The following is a 19,234-nucleotide window of genomic DNA, read 5'->3' as shown; positions in this document are numbered from 1 at the left end:
CGTTCATTCCCTCTCTTTCTATGGATGTTCGAGATTTAATCTATCAATCTGTTAATATGTCAGTTGCGCAATGGCTTTCCTTTTACAAGCATATGCTGCATGCGCTGCTGGGATTTCGGCTGCGCTACCAGGCTGAGGAAAGCTTCTCTTTCCAGATCCAGAAGATACTGTTCATCAACTTCCGTCCCGTATGGCACCTTGCCGCCGGCAATGACATACGCCAGTTTTTGGGCAATTTTTAAATCATGTTCAGAAATAAAGCCGGAATACAGCATCGCCTGTGCTCCAAGGAGAAGCGTCGCATATCCCGTTTCACCGACTACAGGAATCTTCTTCCTTACCGGCGGCGTATAGCCTTGTTCATGGAGAGCAAGTACAGCCTGCTTTGCATCATACAGCTGATGGTCTCCGTTCACGCTGATTCCGTCTGCAGCTCCCAGGAAGTTATTTTCCCTTGCTTCCTCCCCTGAAGTTGATACCTTGGCCATAGCAATGCTTTCAAATACTTTGTTGGCCACTTTTTGCAGGTCAAACTCCACTCCGTTTGGCATGCCTTCAAGATGCTTGATATACAGCTCCTTGTTGCCGCCTCCGCCAGGGATGAGGCCGACCCCGGCTTCCACAAGCCCCATATACGTTTCCATCGAAGCCTGGATGTGTGCTGCCGGCAGGCATATTTCCGCACCTCCGCCAAGTGTCATGGCAAATGGTGCAGCCACTACCGGCTTGGTGCTGTACTTGATTTTCATCATCGCCTGCTGGAAATGACGGACAACCATATCCAGTTCAAAAACATTATCATCCTGCGCCTCCATCAGGATCATCGCCAGGTTGGCGCCCACGGAGAAATTCTTGCCCTGGTTTCCGATTACAAGGCCTTTATAGTTCTTTTCAACCTCATCAACAGCAAAATTGATCATCTGGATGATATCAAGTCCGATGGCATTGCTTTGTGAATGGAATTCAAGAAGGGCAACCCCATCCCCAAGGTCTAACAGGCTTGCGCCAGTATTCTTCTTGATGACTCCCTTTTGCTTTTTAAGCTTCTTTAAATTGATATTTTTTGGATTTTCTTCTTCCGGCACATACTCGCCGTTTTTATAGAAAGAAATATCCCCGTTTTCTTCTTTATAGAAGGATGTATGCCCATTTGAGAGCATTTCCTTGATCCATGCAGGGACTTCCTTGCCCTCTGCCTCCATTTTGCCGACTGATTTCTCGAGGCCGATGCTATCCCAAGTTTCGAACGGGCCCATTTGCCAGCCAAAGCCCAATTTCATCGCTTTATCAATACTTATGACATCATCTGCAATTTCGCCAAGCAGCTCAGCAGAGTACAGCAGCGCCGGGCTGAGGATATTCCAGAGAAGCTGGCCAGCTTTGTCATCTGCGTATACAAGCGCTTTCAATTTATTAGCCAATCCTTTTTCCTGCTTGCTCATTTCAACCGAAGCAGCTTTCAGCTTTTGGCGCGGCCCGTACTCAAGTGTGTCCGGATTGAGTTCAAGAATTTCTTTTCCTTCCTTCTTAAAGAACCCTTGCCCGGATTTGCTGCCAAGCCATCCATTCTCAAGCATCTGCTTCATGAATGCCGGCACTTCAAAGGCCTCTTTTTCCTTGCCGTCCACCTGTTCATATACGTTGTTCGCCACATGGATGAACGTATCAAGCCCAACCACATCCAGAGTCCGGAATGTAGCGCTTTTCGGCCTGCCGATCAGGGGACCTGTCACAGAGTCTACCTCTCCTACACTATAGCCGCCCTTGAGCATTTCCTGGACTGTGATCAGAAGGCCGTATGTCCCGATGCGGTTTCCGATGAAATTCGGTGTATCCTTTGCTTCAACCACGCCTTTGCCCAGTACATCTTCACCAAACTTCTTCATAAAAGAAAGGACTTCAGGTGCTGTCGTTTTTGCAGGAATTACTTCCAGCAGTTTTAGATAGCGCGGCGGATTGAAGAAGTGGGTGCCGATAAAGTGCTTCTGGAAATCATCAGATCTTCCTTCAGCCATGCTGTTGACGGATATTCCGGAAGTGTTGGAGCTGACAATGCTGCCAGGCTTCCTGAACTGGTCAACTTTCGCAAATACCTGCTTTTTTATATCCAGATTTTCGACGACTACTTCGATAATCCAGTCGACATCTTTTAAACGTTCCATATCATCTTCAAAATTGCCGGCTTCAAGCAGCGCAAGGCTTTTTTTGGATGTGAGTGGAGCCGGCTTCTGCTTAAGAAGCTTTTGCAGCGCTCCCTGGCTGATCCTGTTTCTGACAGCTTTATCCTCCAAAGTCAGGCCTTTCTTCTGCTCTGCCTCATTTAATTCACGAGGCACGATATCCAGCAGCAATGTCGGGATGCCAATGTTCGCCAAGTGTGCAGCAATGCCCGAACCCATTACGCCGGAACCTAATACTGCTGCCTTCTTAATTTGTTGGATCAATTTTGTTTCCCCCTTTGACACTTTTGAATGAACACTCATTCATTTTTCTGATAAAAAAAATGGCAGAGAATGAGTTCTGTTAGTTAATACTATAAGATATTTCTGAAATTTTCGCAATATTTAGCAGTGAAATTTATTAAAATTTACAATCTCTGGCTTATAGTGAATTATCTTTGAATGGACAACCTAGTATGGAAGCTCACCCAATAAGGAACGGCGCTGACATCTGGCAATTGCCGTTCTTCGGGCGGGCATTCCCCGATAGCCGAGATTGGCAGGCAGGAGGTGAACAGGATGAAGCATAAGAAAAACCCTTCAAAAGCAGGCGTGAGCGCCGCCAGCGTAAAAGGTGACGCAGGCCCGACAGTTGAACGTGACGGCGGAGGAAAAAGAAACAGCCAGAACAATCAGTATAAGAAGTAAGAATTGCTGCAGGGGAGCGGGAGGCCGCTCTCTTTTTTTATGATTTATGAGGGTGGCGAGGTGGATGAGATGGAAATTAAAGGGGAGATTTGGGTGATCAGGGGGGTTGTGGAGGGTTGGCGGGGGTTTTGGTGGGTTGTATTTGAGGATATTAGCAACTTTTGGGATTTATTAGCAAGTTTGGTGATTTATTAGCAACTTTTTTGTTTTATTAGCAACTTTTGGATTTTATTAGCAACTTTCAGCTTTTATTAGCAACTTTCAGCTTTTATTAGCAACTGGCCGCTTTCCGCCACTATCACTAAACGCCTGCCGGTTTTTAGGGACTCTCTCCTTGCACAAGGGTAGCCAACCGACGCATCCGGCCTCCTTTATTTGCGAGATTTCCGATTTATTTGCGTGTTTCAGCTTTTATTTGCGACTTTCAGCTTTTATTTGCGACTTTCTGATTATATTTGCGACTTCTCCATTTTATTTGCGACTCCCCCGTCCACACCACCAGCCAGCCCTCTTCAAAACATCAAAAAAAGCCCAGCAGATCCCCGCTGGGCCTTACATACCTATTTCTTAACCATACCCTTCAACACGAATGCCACATTGGCCGGGCGTTCTGCGAGCCTGCGCATGAAATAGCCGTACCAGTCTGTTCCATAAGGGACGTATACCCTCATTTTATAGCCTTCATTGGCCAGCTCCAGCTGCCGCTCATTGCGGATGCCGTAGAGCATTTGGAATTCAAATTGGCTGTTCGGGATGTTATGATCCCTGACCAGCTGCTTTGTATAGTCGATAATTGCATCATCATGGGTGGCAACGGCTGTGTAGTTGCCGTTCAGGAGATGCATTTTGATGATTTTCTTGAAGTTTTCATCCACGTCTTTCTTTTCCGGGAATGCAACCTCCGGGGATTCTTTATAAGCACCCTTTACAAGCCTCAGATTGGGCGAATATTGGTTTAGGTCGTCCATGTCGCCCTCTGTCCTGTACAAATAGGCCTGGATGACTGTCCCGATATTATCGTATTCCGATTTAAGCTGCTTGAAGATATCAAGTGTCTTCTGGCAGCGTGAATAGTCTTCCATATCGATCGTGACAAACACGCCGTTTTTCTTGGCTGCCTCCAGGATGCGCCTCATATTCCCCATTACCACATCATCGGAAATATCAAGGCCCATGCTCGTCATTTTGAGCGACAGCTGTGAATTGATTCCTTCACGGCCGATTGCTTCGATTGCCAAAATTGAGTTATCCGCCATTTCCCTTGCTTCTGCCTCATTGTCCACGAATTCGCCCAAATAATCAATGGTCACCACAAGACCCTTGCTGTTAAGATCTTTAATTACGTTGACTGCCTGGCTGATCATTTCCCCCGCAACGAAGCGGCTGGCCCCAAAACGAAGGCCGTACTTCTTCGCAAGCTTTGTCAGCGATTTATTTTTGGATAAAAAGAGAAAAAAGTCCCTCATTACTTGTTCCATAATGGCTCCCCCTTGAAAACGCATACATTTTGGATAATTAAGCCCTGTCTTTCAGCGAAATCCGGGCAGTGGCAAAGGATCATGATTCATGGATCACATTCAATTTTGTATATGGTCAATTTTCTGAAATGTGCCTTTGATAACCATAATTCTATCATCTTTCTCTTTATTTGAATATAATTTTCCGAGAAATTTAGCGAGATTTGTCGGCTGATGGCCAAACTCTTCTATTTACTGTAATCTCGCTTATTCCGGCCTCTATTAAATGCTGCTCCCTGCCTTTCATTCTGCTCTTCCAGCTTTTTCTTGTATAGCAAAGCTGCATAATAAAAGGACCTTCCGCCCTGGAAGATCCTTCATTAGTCGCTTCTGTTATTCTCTTCTTTACGCTTTGATTCATTAAGCTCCTTGATTTCCATGATCAGCTTCTTGACCGAATCCTTCGACTCCGGGCAGGATCCATTCCAATGGCGGGCAAGTGCTGGCATGGACTTCGCGATATGATTATAAAGAATCCATACCTTCACCTTTTCAGTCATTTCCTCATTAGCTTCGCCAACAAGAAGTTCTGTATATTTACTATAAAGGCCTTCTATTTCTTCTTTGAATTTTGGATCCATATTAAACTCCCCTTTCACTCAGCCCCCATGACTTTGGGCAGGTGGTGCACCGCATTGAATCATCTATGAGATTTGAAAGGCAGCATGTCTTCCTCATCTTTGCTTCCTTCTCAGGCGAATGGTACTTTTTTAAAGGATTGTCCTTTATGCCGAATAGTTTTCCGGGCAATCCCAGAAGACAGGCAAAATCATCCGCACCTCTTGCTTTCACCTCATCATGTTCACCAGCGAGGACTGATTCGTAGAGCCAATAGATGTAAACGGCTATGTTTTCCCACAAAATGTATCTGGAGACTCCAGCGGCTTTAGATACTCTTTCCAGCAGAATTTGCATATGTTCTGAAAATAAAGCTTCAAAACATTCTTCCCTCCGCTCTTCACGGGGTTCAGACTCTGTTTGAACGGAACTTGTATCATTCAAATAAAAGCCTGGGAGCCACATTCCATTTTTATAGCCTGATACCACAGTGATATTGGAAAATGATACATCAAGCCTGCAATTTCCGGCTGTGAAGCTATATAAATAGATTACTGCCAGAAAGCTGTATCTTTTCATAAAAAGTGAACCTGCGGCTGGGAGAGGTGCATCAAGCTCTTTCGCAAGCCTGTTCAGATATATTTCCATTTCCCCTGGCTGCAGAAGATGCCCTGTGTTTACCGAGAGAGGGGCATCGTTTTCCTCCTGGACAAGACGGAAATCTTTAAGCCTGTGTAAAGCCGGGGCCGGTTCAGACACTGGCTGCCTCAGGCTTCTTCAGAATGCATCTGCCTTTTCCGTACGGGATGCACAATGGCGTGCCGAAAAGCGGATCCATCGTCACTTCGCATTCCATTCCGAATACATTGCGGACAAGGCTGCAATTGATGACGAACTCGGGCTTGCCCTGGGCAAAAATCTCTTTATCCTTGATTGCTACTATATTATGGGCATAGCGGCAGGCAAGATTTAAGTCATGCAGCACCATCAGGATTGTCCTGTTCTCCCTTTCGTTTAGTTCAAACAGAAGGTCAAGGATTTCAATCTGATGGGTCATATCCAGGTAAGTCGTGGGCTCATCCAGAAGGATGATATCGGTATCCTGCGCAAGTGTCATGGCAATCCATGCCCTCTGCCTCTGGCCGCCGGACAGGGAATCGACTGTGCGGTCCTTCAGGTGCTCGATCCCGGTTGCAGCAAGCGCATCATTCACCTTTGCTTCATCATCTTCGGTCCATTGCTTCAGCCATGTCTGATGCGGATATCTCCCCTGTTTCACAAGCTGCAGGACAGTCAGCCCTTCTGGTGCAGATGGCGATTGCGGCAGTATGGCCATCCTTCTTGCTACATCCTTTGTGGACAGCTTGGAGATGGCTTTTCCTTCAAGCAGGACTGAACCTGATTTCGGCTTCAAAAGCCTTGCAATCGAACGCAGCAGGGTTGATTTCCCGCAGCCGTTCCCTCCGATGAATACTGTGATTTCCCCCTTTGGGATTTCCAGCTCCAGTTCATTTATGATAATGGTGTCCCCATATGAAAGTGTCAGCTCTTTTGTTGAAATAGCCTGCCCGGCGGTCATAGCGCTCTCTCCTTTGTTATCTTTTCATCCAATGGCTGATATTCTTATATGCTATCCATTTCGGGTTTTAAATAATAAGTAAATAAAATACGGCGCCCCGATGCTGGCAGTAAACACACCTGCCGGAATTTCAAGGGGCGAGAACAGTGTCCTGCCTATCAGATCGGCTGCCATTACAAGTATGCCGCCAATCAGGCCGGCAGTCGGCAGCAGGGCACCGAATGATGATCCGACGAGCCTCCTTGCGATATGGGGAGCCATGAGCCCGACAAATCCAATCCCTCCGGCGAATGCAACAGATCCGCCGATCAGGCCTGTGCTGAGCATCAGCATGATGAATCTGTGGCGCTGCACTGCTCCGCCGATCCCGGTGGCCACATCATCCCCAAGCTCCTGGATGTTCAGGTTGCGGGCAAATATCATAGCCAGTGCCGATAATAGGATGATCCATGGGACAATAATTTTAACATTATCCCAATTCGATCCGTGGACAGTACCCGTGATCCATATATTGGCCTGTGAAGCCTGGTGGATGGGGCCAAGGATCATCATCAGATTAGTAAGCGCCTGGGTGAGGGTGGATATCCCTATTCCGATCAGCACAAGCCTGATTGGTGATGATCCATTTTTCCATGCCAGAAGATAGACAAGGAAAGCAATGGCTGCAGCGCCTGCGAAAGCGGCAACAGGCATCCATTCTATACTTACGGTCAAGGCATTATTATCATCACTGAATATCGCCAGGAAAGCCACAACGGCGACAGATGCGCCTCCGGTGATCCCGATGATGTCAGGTGAAGCAAGCGGGTTCCTGATCATCCCCTGAAGAATGCCCCCGGCAACAGCAAGCCCTATTCCCACCATAAGGGCAACAATAATTCTTGGCAGGCGGAAGTTCTTGATGACCAGCTGCTCCATATTCGTCCCTCCGCCAAAAAGGACCTGCAGCACTTTGAGCGGATTTATTTTCATCTCCCCCGTGCCTGTGCTGAAAAGAAAGACAAGGAAAGCAGCAGCAGCGAGAATGATTATGGTAAAAAGTGATTTACGGTCAGCCAGGAAGGAAATCCTGCCTTTGAATATCCTGAAATTCATATACTTGGACATCAGCTGCCAAACCCCCTTCTGGCGATATAAACAAAGAACGGGGTGCCGATGATGGCGGTCATGACACCGACAGGGACTTCCTGCGGCATGATGATATATCTGGCAGAAATATCAGCCGCAACAAGGAGGATTCCCCCCATAACGGCGGAAAATGGGATCACCCATCTATGGTCGATCCCCACCACTGCTCTTGCCAGGTGAGGGATCACAATGCCGACAAAAACAATCGGGCCCGCTACAGCAACAGCGCCGCCAGCCAAAAGGATGATCGCGGCACCGGCGAATAGCTTCGTCCAGCCTGTGCGAAGGCCCAGTCCTTTGGCAACATCTTCTCCCATTGATATGACATTCAGCTTTTTCGCAAGGAGCAGGGATCCAATCCAGCCTGCAGCAAAGTATGGCAGTACAGCTGTGAGAGACTCCAGCTTCCTTCCTGACACTGAACCCGCAAGCCAAAAGAGCACCTGTTCCAGCGCCGCTTCGTTGACCACAAGCAAACCTTGTGTGAAAGCTGAAAACATGGCGCTCATTGCAGCGCCTGCCAGCGTCAGCTTCATAGGGGTGAGCCCCTCACGCCCGACAGAACCGATTCCATACACAGCTGCAGCGGCTGCGGCTGCGCCTGCAAAAGAGATCCAGGTGTACGCCTGGAGGCTGGAAACGGAGAACACAGATACGGCCAGCACAACTGCAAAGCCGGCGCCTGCATTTACTCCAAATACGCTCGGCGATGCGAGCGGATTCTTTGTCAGCGTCTGCATGAGCGCCCCGGCAATCGCCAGGCTTGCTCCTGTAGCAGCACCAATCAGCGCCCGTGGAAGGCGGACTGATTGGAGGATAATATGTTCATTAGATCCATCGAATGCCGAAAAAGCTTCGAAGGCCATTTTCCAGGTAGTATCTGTATAGCCATACACTATGCTGGCACACATTAGTAATAGAAGTATCAGTATTGAAATAAACAGCCCGAGCCATTTATGTCCTGTTTTTTTTAATAGCATCCTGCGTAAACCTTTCTGCACTCTTTTATAAACAAATAACAGTTTTTCTCTATTAATAAGTCTAGGGGAATCGGCATACTCTGTCAATGAGTTTGAGAATCATTTTCATTAACCTGTTGACAGTTTGAACGCTTTCATTTTATGATAAGAAAGTCATTGAAAATGATTATCAATTAATTACATATAGGAGGATACATATATGAAGCTGAGCAAAATTTATCTTGGGCTGTTTTCACTTATAGCCATCCTGATGCTGGCTGCCTGCGGAGGCGCTGCCGAGGATGAAGCGGCAGACAGCAAAGATTCATCATCCGGAAGCGGCGAAGATACAAGCTACACAGTAGAACATGCAATGGGAACTGAAACTTTAGAAAAAACACCTGAAAAAATTGTCATTCTGACAAACGAAGGAACTGAGGCACTTCTTGCTATGGGCGTCACTCCTGTTGGGGCTGTCCAGTCCTGGACTGGTGATCCCTGGTATGACCATATTTCAGACCAGATGAAAGATGTCCAGGTTGTCGGACTAGAGAGTGAAGTGAATGTGGAAGCCATCGCAGCTCTTGAGCCGGACTTGATCATCGGAAACAAGATGCGCCAGGAAAAGATTTACGATCAGCTGAAGTCAATTGCCCCGACCGTTTTTGCGGAAACATTGCGCGGCAATTGGAAGGAAAACTTCGAGCTTTACGCCAAAGCCATCAATAAAGAGGAAGAAGGTAAGCAGGTCATTGCCGATTATGATCAGCGCATCGCTGATATAAAGGAAAAACTCGGCGATGATGTGAACAAGGAAATCTCCATGGTCCGCTTCATGGCCGGAGATGTCCGCATCTATCATAAAGATTCTTTCTCGGGTGTCATTCTTGATCAGATCGGTTTTGCCCGCCCTGAAAGCCAGGATGTAGATGATTTTGCCGAGAAGAATGCCACTAAAGAACGAATTCCGGCCATGGACGGAGACGCTCTCTTCTACTTCACCTATGAAGAAGGGGACGGCGAAGCAACAGATGTGGAAAAAGAATGGATTGAAGACCCGCTCTTCAAAAATCTTGAAGTTGCTAAGGCAGGAAATGTATACAAAGTGGATGATACCATCTGGAATACAGCAGGCGGTGTCCTTGCAGCCAATCTCATGCTTGATGATATTGAAAAATTCATGATTAAATAAGGAATTTCTGCTTAACAAAAGCCCCCTCTTCTATATAGCAGCCAAAAGGATCCGGAAACGGATCCTTTTTTTATTTGCATTCGTTCATAACTATTCCAACTTTGGCAACAATATCGGTAACGCTAAAAAGATGCGGTGATATGAGTGAAAAAGAAAAGCTGGATGAAAAAGCCACGCATCCAAAAGGATGTCGAGTATAAAGACTGGGAAGAGTCACTTGTTAAATCTGAGGACTATAAAAAGACTTTCTATTATAACCAGAAAACGGGACTGAGATTCGGCTTTTCCTTTATGTCTACACTTGTGGATGAGAGCATCCTCCAGGAAGGGGTCCTTCCTTATCTTCAGGGAGAGGAATTTACCCGGATCGAGGATGTCAAAAAGATTATTCCTATTCCAGATGTAAGTGTCTCCGAGGACCCTTCAGATATTGAACAGAAGCTATTCAATGGCTATGTAATGGTGACGATTGAAACAGAAGTAAAGCATTTTGCATTTGTTGCAGCCCAGAAGGAAGTTGTCAGAAGCCTGACCCAGCCTGAGGTGGAGTTCAGTGTCATCGGCCCGAAGGAGGCCTTTGTAGAAGCTATTGACCAGAACTTGAACCTGATCCGGAAAAGACTGTCCATTAAAGAACTGATCATCGAGCAGTATACAATCGGAAAGCTGTCTAAAACGAAGGTCGCCGTCCTGTATATCGAAGGAATTGCCGACAATGAGAATGTTAACACGGTGCGGCAGCGCCTGAAGGATATTGAGATTGACCATATCATGGACAGTTCTTATATTGTCGAAATCATAGCCGACAATCAGAATACAATATTTCCGCAAATCCTGGATTCGGAAAGGCCGGACCGGGTTTCCGGCATCCTTGCAGAAGGAAAGATCGCCATTGTGGTGGACGGCTCCCCGCAAGTGCTGATATGCCCGACGACACTTGTGGAATATTTCAGTTCTTTTGAAGATTATTATCTGAATTGGTATTTATCTTCCTTTTTCAGGCTTGTCCGCCTGTTTGCGGTTGCCTTTTCCATTTTAATCACACCCATATATGTTGCTACACTGTCTTATCATTATGAACTGATACCAAAGGATCTGATGAGCACGCTGATCACTTCCAGGAGAGAGATTCCGCTGCCGCCAATCCTGGAGGCACTATTCCTTGAATTGACTATAGAATTGCTGCGTGAGGCCGGTGCACGGCTTCCTACCAAGGTAGGCCAGACAATCGGTATCGTAGGAGGAATCGTTATCGGGACGGCTTCTGTTGAAGCCGGCCTGACGAGCAACGTCCTTCTCATCATCGTAGCTCTCTCTGCCCTGGCGTCTTTTACTACACCAGTCTACCGGATGGGCAACACGATCCGCCTTTTGCGGTTCCCCTTCCTTTTCCTGGCCGAGTTATGGGGGCTCCTTGGGATTGTATTTTGCTTCTGCATCCTTATGACGCATCTGATCAGGCTGACATCGCTGGGCCGGCCATTCCTTGAGCCGATCTATCCCCTTAGAGTACCTGATTTAAAGGATGCGCTCATCCGCCTGCCATTTTCAAAGCAGTCAAAAAGGCCGGTATATGTCCGGCCAGAGCAGCCAAGGCGTTTTTCAAAAAAGAAGGCTCAGCAAAAGAAAGACATTGATGAGTAAAACGGAGGGTTATGGCTATGAAGCAGTCCTTGCCGGAAAATGTGAAAATATCTCCCTTCCTGATATTTTATATTATTGTATCCATACAGATAGGCATCGGCGTTCTTGGGTATCAGCGGATCATTGCCAAAACAGCCGGCTATGATGCATGGATGTCAGTCATTGCGGCCGGCGCCTCCATCCATATCATTCTCTGGATGATGTATAAGACAGCCGAAAACGCAGGAGGAGATTTAATATCCATCAACTCATACGTCTTTGGAAAGAAAATCGGAAAAATAGTCAGCCTTGCTTTTTCTGCCTATTATATCCTGCTGACTACTACAATCATAAGAACATATATCGAAGTCATCCAAGTCTGGCTGTTCCCGGAATTGAGCACCTTCTGGTTTTCTTTCGGCTTTTTGGCCCTGGCAGCATATGTAGTCAGCGGGGGCCTGCGTACAGTCACAGGCGTCGCCTTTCTTGGCGCCATTCTTCCCAGCTATCTGATGCTTACCTTCGCCTTTGCAATTCCATTCAGCGATTATCGCAATCTTTTTCCTGTATTGGACCATTCCATTAAGGATATTGCACTTGCAGCAAGAGATATGTCGCTGACGTATCTTGGCTATGAAATCTTATTGCTTGTCTATCCATTTTTAAAGGATCCGGGCAAATCAAAAAAATGGGCACACCTGGCCATTTTCACCACAACCTCACTATATGTCATCCTGACAATCATTACCTTCGGCTATTTTTCTGAAAAGCAGCTGCAGAAAACTGTCTGGGCAACATTGACGATGTGGAAAATTGTTGAAATGCCTTTTGTTGAGCGGTTTGAATATATCGGGATTGCCAACTGGAATTTAATCATTCTCCCAAATGCCTGCCTGGCGATTTGGGGGGCAAGCAGGATCGTCAAACGGGTCGCGGGCATCCAGCAGCGCAAGAACGTCATTGGCATCGTCCTTATTTGCCTTGCTGTTGCCAATATATTTGAGACCAGGGAGCAGATTGATCTCCTCAATAATATCTCTTCCCAATTTGGCTTCTATTTTAATTACGGCTATGTTCCTTTGTTGTTTGCCGGCAGCCTCGTTGCAAAGAAGGTGAGGAAAAAATGAAATTATCCAGTTATTTATCCCTCCTTGCGGTCTGTATACTGCTGACCGGGTGCCTGGAAAAAGAAATTATTGATGATTTAAATATTGAGAGCGGGATTGCTTATGATTGGGAGGATGATAAATTGAAGGGCACTGCCCTTATCCCTGTCTACCTGCCCGACCAGCCTGTAAAAAATGTCACGTTTACCAGCACCTCCACATTGAGCAGGGATCTGCTGCTGGAAATGCAGCGCCAGTCGTCCGAGCCTCTGGTGACTGGAAGCTTGGAGGTAGGCGTGTTCGGCAAGGAACTCACCCAAAGGGGTATCATTGATGTCCTTGACTCATTCCAGAGGGATGCAAGCATCGGTGCCAGGGTATTTCTCGCTGTTGCAGATAATAAGGCAGGCGATATCATGAAAGGCGAGTATGGGACAAGGGGCAATGCCATTTATATCTCCAATTTGCTCAAGCACAATATGGAACAGCGCGATGTCCCCAAAAGCAATCTCCAAATTTTCCTGGCATCTTTCTATCAGCAGGGCAAGACAGCTTATTTGCCTAAGCTGAAAGATATGGGCAAGGACAAAGTAGAGATTTCAGGAATGTCCTTATTTAAATTTGATAAAGTGGTAGACGAAATTGATGCAGAGAAAATGTTCTTTTTTAAACTGCTGGTAGACAAGTACAGCGAGGGTTCCTATAAGATAAATATCGGGAACGATCAGGCAGCCATCAAGAGCATTAAATCCAAGCATAAAATTAAAATCATCAAAAGCGAGCCTTATGCATTTAAAGTCGAAATAAGCATAAAAGGAATTATCCGGGAATACTCCGGAGAACAGCTGACCATAAAAGAAATCAAGGGTGTGGAGAAGAACTTCGAGAATCTTATAGACAAGGAAACGGAAGCGCTCATTACCCGCTTTCAAAAAGAGGGCATTGATCCGGTAGGATTTGGCGCTTTTGTGAAAAGCAAAACAAGGGGCTTTGATTTTAAGAAATGGGAAGACGAATACAAGCGCATGAGCGTAAAGGTTACAAGCAATGTAGAGATACTTGAATCAGGGGTAATAGAATGAAAAAAGGACAGGGGCTTCCCTGTCCTTAGTCACTATTGGAGAACATATACTTTTTATAATGGTAGCGGATGGAGAAGATCAGGCTGATGGCAAGCATGCTGCCCATGAGCGAGCTTCCTCCATAGCTGACAAATGGAAGCGGGATACCAGTGATCGGCAGGAGCCCGATTGTCATGCCGATATTCTGGAATACATGGAATGTGATCATGCTGATGACACCGACACAAATATAGGTGTAAAAGTCGTTCTTAGTTTCCATGCCAACTTTCGTAATATGGTAAATCAGCAGGAAAAACAGGCTGATCAAAACACTCGCTCCAATGAACCCGAACTCTTCCCCAACAATGCTGAAAATAAAATCAGTATGGCTTTCAGGAAGATAGACTTCCCTTGTGCCATAGCCCTTTCCGCTTGTTTCCCCAGAACCGATGGCAAGCAGGGAGCGTGTCAGCTGGAATCCGGTCGTCCCCTGATAATTATAGGGATCGATCCAGGAATAGATGCGGCCGAACTGGTACTGTTTGACGCCCAGATATTTTTCCAGCAGATCGGGGTGCCAGAGCACGAGGTAGAAAATGCCTGCGATTAAGGTGATTCCGCCGCCGAATATTGGGAGCAGAAGCTTCCATGTGATTCCTGAGATGAAGATCATGCCAATCATGATTGCTATGAATACAAGGCTTGTGCCGAGGTCAGGCTGCTGCATCACAAGCATGAGCGGCAGGAACGTCACTGCACCGATTTTCACCAGCAGCCAGAGATCGGTTTGGATCGTCTTGATCCGATACTTCGGATGATGGTCTGTTATCACCCTTGCCAGAGCGAGGATGATAAAAACTTTAACAACCTCAGAAGGCTGAAGGGACCCTACCGCAGGGAAGGTATACCAGCTCTTTGCCCCATTTATGACAGGTGCAATCCCCGAAGGAGCCACGATCAAAAACCCAAGCAGCGCAATACCCAGCCCATAGGCATACCAGGAAATCTTCTTCAGCTGATCAGAATCAAGCGTCATAACCGTTCCAACAATGCCGGCCCCGACCACCCACCAGACAATCTGCTTCAGAAGGAAATTATCTTTATACTGGCCCGTGGTCTGCGCGCTGTAAATCGATATGCAGCTAACCAGGCACAGCAGCATCAAAATCAATATCAACCCAAAATCTATACGATAACTAGAATTATTTTTAGAAGTCATAATCGTCTCCTTTTATAGAAAAGCGGAGGCGGCTTGTTCAGAGCCGACAAGCATAAGACGTACAAGAATAAAAGGCGTTCTTTGCCTTTAATTCTTGTGTGGCTTATGACTCGAGGCTCTAGCCGCCGGAGCTGGACAAATAGAAAAGCGGAGGCGGCTTGTTCAGGTGCGACAAGCATAAGACAAGCAGGACTGAAGGTTGTTCTTTAACCTTCTGGCCTGATTGGCTTATGACTCGAGGCTCTAGCCGCCGGAGCTGGACAAATAGAAAAGCGGAGGGCGCTTGCTTTATGATGCGCAGGCTGCCCAAACAAAAAATCTACTACAATTCTTCATTATATTTTTTTAAGAGACAAATCACAACTTGTTTCATGCTGTTGGATATTATTTCATTTTTCACTTTTCTTTTTCAGTTGCCGGATCAGTCTTCGGCAGGGAAGCTGTCAAAGTACTTTGCACGGATGTCCTCTTTCATCCATTCCAGATTATTGGGGACCTGCGGGATCGAATAGCCGATGTAAATAGGCGTTGTTATGAACCGCGGGACTATTTTGGCATAGATGTCCTCTCCGAGTTTATAGAAAAATAAATTATAGCTGGAGCATTTGAACGGAAAGCTGTGAAGGATATAGCGGACAGCTGCCTGAATATAAGCAGCAAAGGCACCGATTTCCTCCATGTCTCCAAGCTTTGCATTAAATTCATAGAAGCCGATTTTCGGGGCTGTTGAAATATTGAGCAGTGATCTGCCTTTTTGGCTGATGGCCAGTCCCTCAAATTCTTCTTCCCTGATATTTTCTGTGTAATCCACTTCATTAAGCCCGACAATCTGCATATGGGGATGCGCAATGGTCCCCCCTGAGAGCGGCCCGTGGTTTTTAAAAAACAGGACAGATGTGAAGCGTCCGCTGTTTTCCATTTCAATCCAATGCTTCAATCCGAAACTTAGCAGCTTTTCCAGATGCTCTAAAGAATAGGTTGAGATATCCCCGCTGCATTCGTCTGATTCAATCAAAACAGTCTGCAGGGTATTTTCAAGGACAGGGAATTTATTTTTCAGCAAAATGATATTGTCCTCGACTGCAAGGATATCGGTCAGCTTTTCTCTCTCACAGAAAGGGCAGCCCTGCTCTTTGTCACGGATACTGTTTGGCTTTTTCACTCCGATTGAAGTGTTGAAGTTCAAATGTGTTTTTGTCATATTTCCACCATCCTGCAGGTTTTTCTCCTATAAATCATATCACTTACCTCCTGAACCTGGCGCCTTTTTGACCTTGCGCAGGAAAAAACGGCAGCCCCGGAGCTGCCGTTTCTCTTTCCTATTCGCTGACTGTCAGAGGAAAATCCGAGTGTTCATGCAGCCCTTCCGAGTTTTCCACATGAACAGTCACTGTATAGCTGCCCGCCTCTGCAAAGCTATGTTCTGCAGAATATTTTCCTTCGCCGGACTCTGTCAGGTTCACCCACTCAGGGGTGTCCTTGCCTTCTTTCATGATTTCAAGCTTAACAAGCGCTTTTTCCAGGGGAGCCCCATCTTTCTTGTCCACCTGGACATCAAGGCCCGCCGCCTGTTTCATATGGATATGATCCGGCTTGATGAAACTGATTGCAGCCTCACCATGATGGTGGGATGATTCTTCTCCGCCTGACTCATGGTCATGGCCTTCATCTTCCCCATGCTCATGAGCGGCTTCTCCGTCCGCACTATTGCCAGCGTCTCCGCCCTCACCGGCTTGTACCTCAGCTTTTGGCATTGTATGCATGTCCCTCGCTGTCACATGGACCTGGACTATATAATCGCCATCCTTGCCGAAGGTCTTGGCAGCCTGGTAAATTCCTTTGCCTGTATGTTCTGCAGGAAGCATCTCACTCTCCTCTTGATTTCCTTCCTGCCAGATTTCAAACTTTACTTCATCTGCATCCTCGACAGCTTCTTCCCCCTGCACTACTTCGACAGAAAGGGTTATTTCTTCATTCAGCTCCACTTTTTCAGGAACATCAAGCTTGGCTTCAAGGATTTCCGGCACTTGTCCCCCGTTCCCCTGGCCGCTGTCATCAGAACCCTTTCCGCAAGCTGCAAGAACCATCACGGCGAGGATAAAAACATATAGATATTTCTTCATTCTTTGTCCCTCTTTCATACAGATTCCCTTTATAAAGGATACTATATCTCTTAATTGTGAAATAAGTAAGAAATTACATCAAACATTTGATAACGGAAGCTGTGCCTTTATGTACATTATAGCTTTCCTTCCCCCCGGGTCCAAATTCTATAAAAAAAGCGGCACAAGGAGGTTCCTTATGCCGCATATTTATTATATGAAAGGAGGTAGGGTTGGATAAGTCTGCGTTTTTTAAGATTGCCTATTACAGGATTTCCAGTTCAATAACCAGTGCAAGAAGTACCTGGATCAGCAGGTTAAGTGTCAGCGCTACTTGAGTATCTTCAAGGTTTACAGTACAGTCTTTCGCATTTTCAATATAAACGCTCTGGCGGTTAGATTGGTTGATTTGTGTGAATTGAAGCAAATCTTCAGTGATCCTTTCAGCTTGGCCTCCGTCAGCAATTGAGATATTGATGACAATGACGATTGCTACAACGAGGGCTGCCTGCAATGAAGCGGCAACTTGGGTTTCACTTGAGTTTACTTCAACATTGAGACAGTTTTTAAGGACAATGGACTCTTTAGAATATTGGCCCATATTCGTGCCTTGCACAACATCTTTTACATCTCTGTCGCTGCTGTCAAAAATGCTCATAGGATGGCTTGATGAAGGATCAAGGGCATTCCATCCGCTGTGGTGGCATGATGAACCGGCAGCATTGCTTTCACAATAAACATCTTCTACCTTTGGACGATAGTTTCCACTTAACAATGTAATCTCTCCCTTTAATTTTTTGCCTTATCGGCTTTTTTTCCTAAACGTGCGTTTGGCTTCTTTCTTAGGCTCTTCTTCGGCAGAATCATTTTTCTTTTTTTGTGCTTCAACAAAATCTTTAACCTGCTGTTCCAGATCTTTCACAAGATTGCGGATACGCGTTTTTTCCTCATCTGACAGGTTTTTCGTTTTCAATCCGCTTTCGTCGCTTTGATTCCGCTTTAAAAGGTCTCTGACTTTAAGGCTTACAAGCTGATTCGATAGCTCAGCCATCTTGTTATTTAGTTCATCCAACACAGTTCACCCCCTCCGAGCGCTTATACTATTTAATATGATTTTTAAGCCGGCAAGTGAGGGCTAATCCCTATCCCGGCTTAAAAGGGCGTTTGTATCGGCTGATGGTGCGCCACTCAAGGCGCTTGGCCCTTATACTACTTGTATATGGGATTTCATCCATTTAGTTCGGGCTCATCCCCCAAAAGCAAAAAAAGGGCCCTATGCAGGGGCCCTTTTACAGCAATAAAGAAGCAGGCGGCACTATTTGCCGCCCGCTGCATCTTGTACTCGGATTTTTAATGCTTCAACACTCTTCAGTCCTTTTCCACTGCTTCTGCTGCAGCGGTCCCATTATGGATCTTAATGACTTTTTGATTTTGTCCATCCCCTTTTACAAAAAAGCCATTGGAGAAATCGGTGGACAATTCCCTGAAAAAGGTGCCAAGAGTTCCTTCTTTCCCGTTATCATCAAACGAGATTTTATAGCCGCCTTCTTCTTTTACCAAAGAAGCTTCTATCCCCTTATCCCATTCTCCTGCCGGATCGTATACATCGCGGTTCACTTCAACAAGATGGAGGTCAACGCCTTCAAGAAGCTCGAACAGATGATTGACGAGGGAATGCTTGACGACCATTTCCCATTTGCTCTGAACGGCGTGGGCCATGACGATTTGAGTGGCGGACTTCTCCCGGACTGTTTCGGCGATTAAATCAGAAACCTTCTGTCCGTTCTTATACTTTTGGATGGCTGGAAGGCCGTATTTTTCAGCCAATGATTCGAACAGCATTTTCGTCTGGATCTGGTTGAACTCAAGATCCTTTTCCTGCCCCGGGAGCACTGACAATACATAGCACTTCCCCTTAAATGCATCAGCAAGGAGCTTCCCCCTTTGAATGAGCGTTTCAGCATGCTGAGGGCTGCTTACACATACCAGTATCGTTTCCAGCAAATCATTCACCTCGTTTAGAATTTTGCCTACATTATAGCATAGCCAGTCAGAGCAACCCAGCCAAAAGCTGGTGTTCCAGCCATCCTTTCAGCCGCTGCATATAAAAGATTCCTTGATGGGAAGATAATGATGTACTTAGGATAAGGAGGGGAAAAGCGATGACAAAAAAGTATAATAAAGGCAGCAGCAACCAAAACTCCCCGCGCGCTGGCCTGTCCGACCCAATAAGCGGCGACAACAGCAAAGGGAATAAACACAACAAAGACCAAAAAAGCAAAACTGACGCGGATTAATCGAAATGCGGAGGGCGCTTGTTCAG

Annotated in this window: 19 protein-coding genes; 6 read left to right on the top strand and 13 right to left on the bottom strand. The window is 46.3% G+C overall.

Annotated elements, in window-relative coordinates; all coding sequences use genetic code 11:
• Positions 1-59 precede the first annotated feature (59 nt).
• On the bottom strand, positions 60-2,441 hold the full coding sequence (locus Q9R36_RS17655) for a 3-hydroxyacyl-CoA dehydrogenase/enoyl-CoA hydratase family protein (RefSeq protein ID WP_311225657.1): 2,382 nt from the start codon (positions 2,439-2,441) through the stop codon (positions 60-62).
• A gap of 297 nt (positions 2,442-2,738) precedes the next feature.
• Between Q9R36_RS17655 and Q9R36_RS17650 the strand changes: the two genes are divergently transcribed.
• Complete coding sequence (locus tag Q9R36_RS17650; RefSeq protein WP_009791500.1) at positions 2,739-2,867, top strand: YuzL family protein; 129 nt, start codon at positions 2,739-2,741, stop codon at positions 2,865-2,867.
• A gap of 560 nt (positions 2,868-3,427) precedes the next feature.
• Here Q9R36_RS17650 and Q9R36_RS17645 read toward each other — a convergent pair.
• From Q9R36_RS17645 to Q9R36_RS17620, 6 genes are all read right to left on the bottom strand, one after another.
• Entirely contained in the window at positions 3,428-4,345 is a 918-nt protein-coding gene (locus Q9R36_RS17645; RefSeq protein WP_009793154.1) for a proline dehydrogenase family protein, read from the bottom strand.
• A 359-nt stretch (positions 4,346-4,704) separates the two neighbouring features.
• Positions 4,705-4,965 carry a YusU family protein gene (locus Q9R36_RS17640; RefSeq protein WP_306009871.1) on the bottom strand — a complete coding sequence of 87 codons (261 nt, stop codon included), beginning with the start codon at positions 4,963-4,965 and terminating at the stop codon, positions 4,705-4,707.
• 1 nt (position 4,966) lies between these two features.
• Positions 4,967-5,701: an IucA/IucC family C-terminal-domain containing protein gene (locus Q9R36_RS17635; RefSeq protein WP_311225637.1), complete on the bottom strand. Its 735-nt coding sequence runs from the start codon at positions 5,699-5,701 to the stop codon at positions 4,967-4,969.
• Positions 5,694-6,521, bottom strand: coding sequence for an ABC transporter ATP-binding protein (locus Q9R36_RS17630; protein ID WP_009793150.1), 828 nt, complete (start codon positions 6,519-6,521; stop codon positions 5,694-5,696). Before Q9R36_RS17630 ends, Q9R36_RS17635 begins: the two co-directional genes overlap by 8 nt.
• 51 nt (positions 6,522-6,572) lie before the next feature.
• A complete protein-coding gene (locus Q9R36_RS17625; RefSeq protein ID WP_009793149.1) occupies positions 6,573-7,628 on the bottom strand; it encodes a FecCD family ABC transporter permease in 1,056 nt (351 codons plus the stop codon).
• A complete protein-coding gene (locus Q9R36_RS17620; RefSeq protein ID WP_094768563.1) occupies positions 7,628-8,629 on the bottom strand; it encodes a FecCD family ABC transporter permease in 1,002 nt (333 codons plus the stop codon). The genes Q9R36_RS17625 and Q9R36_RS17620 overlap by 1 nt, the downstream gene beginning before the upstream one ends.
• A 199-nt stretch (positions 8,630-8,828) precedes the next feature.
• Here Q9R36_RS17620 and Q9R36_RS17615 point away from each other — a divergent pair, with 199 nt between their 5' ends.
• From Q9R36_RS17615 to Q9R36_RS17600, 4 genes are all read left to right on the top strand, one after another.
• Positions 8,829-9,800 (top strand): ABC transporter substrate-binding protein, encoded by a 972-nt coding sequence (locus Q9R36_RS17615; protein WP_129613390.1) that lies wholly within the window; start codon positions 8,829-8,831, stop codon positions 9,798-9,800.
• 162 nt (positions 9,801-9,962) lie between these two features.
• Positions 9,963-11,444 (top strand): spore germination protein, encoded by a 1,482-nt coding sequence (locus Q9R36_RS17610; protein WP_035402201.1) that lies wholly within the window; start codon positions 9,963-9,965, stop codon positions 11,442-11,444.
• Positions 11,445-11,461: 17 nt separating this feature from the next.
• Positions 11,462-12,550 (top strand): GerAB/ArcD/ProY family transporter, encoded by a 1,089-nt coding sequence (locus tag Q9R36_RS17605; protein ID WP_022544360.1) that lies wholly within the window; start codon positions 11,462-11,464, stop codon positions 12,548-12,550.
• Positions 12,547-13,611 (top strand): Ger(x)C family spore germination protein, encoded by a 1,065-nt coding sequence (locus Q9R36_RS17600; RefSeq protein WP_224949731.1) that lies wholly within the window; start codon positions 12,547-12,549, stop codon positions 13,609-13,611. The genes Q9R36_RS17605 and Q9R36_RS17600 overlap by 4 nt, the downstream gene beginning before the upstream one ends.
• Before the next feature lie 25 nt (positions 13,612-13,636).
• On the opposite strand, the gene Q9R36_RS17595 is transcribed toward Q9R36_RS17600, so the two are convergent.
• The 6 genes from Q9R36_RS17595 to Q9R36_RS17570 form a co-directional block, all read right to left on the bottom strand.
• Positions 13,637-14,809 (bottom strand): FtsW/RodA/SpoVE family cell cycle protein, encoded by a 1,173-nt coding sequence (locus Q9R36_RS17595; protein ID WP_022544361.1) that lies wholly within the window; start codon positions 14,807-14,809, stop codon positions 13,637-13,639.
• Between the two features lie 421 nt (positions 14,810-15,230).
• Positions 15,231-16,010, bottom strand: coding sequence for a DUF4931 domain-containing protein (locus Q9R36_RS17590; RefSeq protein ID WP_306009875.1), 780 nt, complete (start codon positions 16,008-16,010; stop codon positions 15,231-15,233).
• A gap of 118 nt (positions 16,011-16,128) precedes the next feature.
• Positions 16,129-16,932, bottom strand: a complete 804-nt coding sequence (locus Q9R36_RS17585; protein ID WP_187445324.1) for a FixH family protein — start codon at positions 16,930-16,932, stop codon at positions 16,129-16,131.
• 244 nt (positions 16,933-17,176) lie between these two features.
• Positions 17,177-17,686 (bottom strand): spore coat protein, encoded by a 510-nt coding sequence (locus tag Q9R36_RS17580; protein ID WP_022544363.1) that lies wholly within the window; start codon positions 17,684-17,686, stop codon positions 17,177-17,179.
• A gap of 27 nt (positions 17,687-17,713) precedes the next feature.
• Positions 17,714-17,983, bottom strand: coding sequence for a hypothetical protein (locus Q9R36_RS17575; protein ID WP_022544364.1), 270 nt, complete (start codon positions 17,981-17,983; stop codon positions 17,714-17,716).
• A 296-nt stretch (positions 17,984-18,279) separates the two neighbouring features.
• A complete protein-coding gene (locus Q9R36_RS17570; RefSeq protein WP_009793136.1) occupies positions 18,280-18,924 on the bottom strand; it encodes an adenine nucleotide alpha hydrolase family protein in 645 nt (214 codons plus the stop codon).
• A gap of 149 nt (positions 18,925-19,073) precedes the next feature.
• Between Q9R36_RS17570 and Q9R36_RS17565 the strand changes: the two genes are divergently transcribed.
• A complete protein-coding gene (locus Q9R36_RS17565; protein ID WP_022544366.1) occupies positions 19,074-19,208 on the top strand; it encodes a hypothetical protein in 135 nt (44 codons plus the stop codon).
• Positions 19,209-19,234 lie beyond the last annotated feature (26 nt).

This window comes from Bacillus sp. AG4(2022) (genome assembly GCF_031844465.1).
GTDB classification, from domain to species: domain Bacteria; phylum Bacillota; class Bacilli; order Bacillales; family Cytobacillaceae; genus Bacillus_AB; species Bacillus_AB infantis.
The sequence above is the reverse complement of the archived record's forward strand: the minus strand, read 5'-3'. Positions and strand labels throughout refer to the sequence as shown.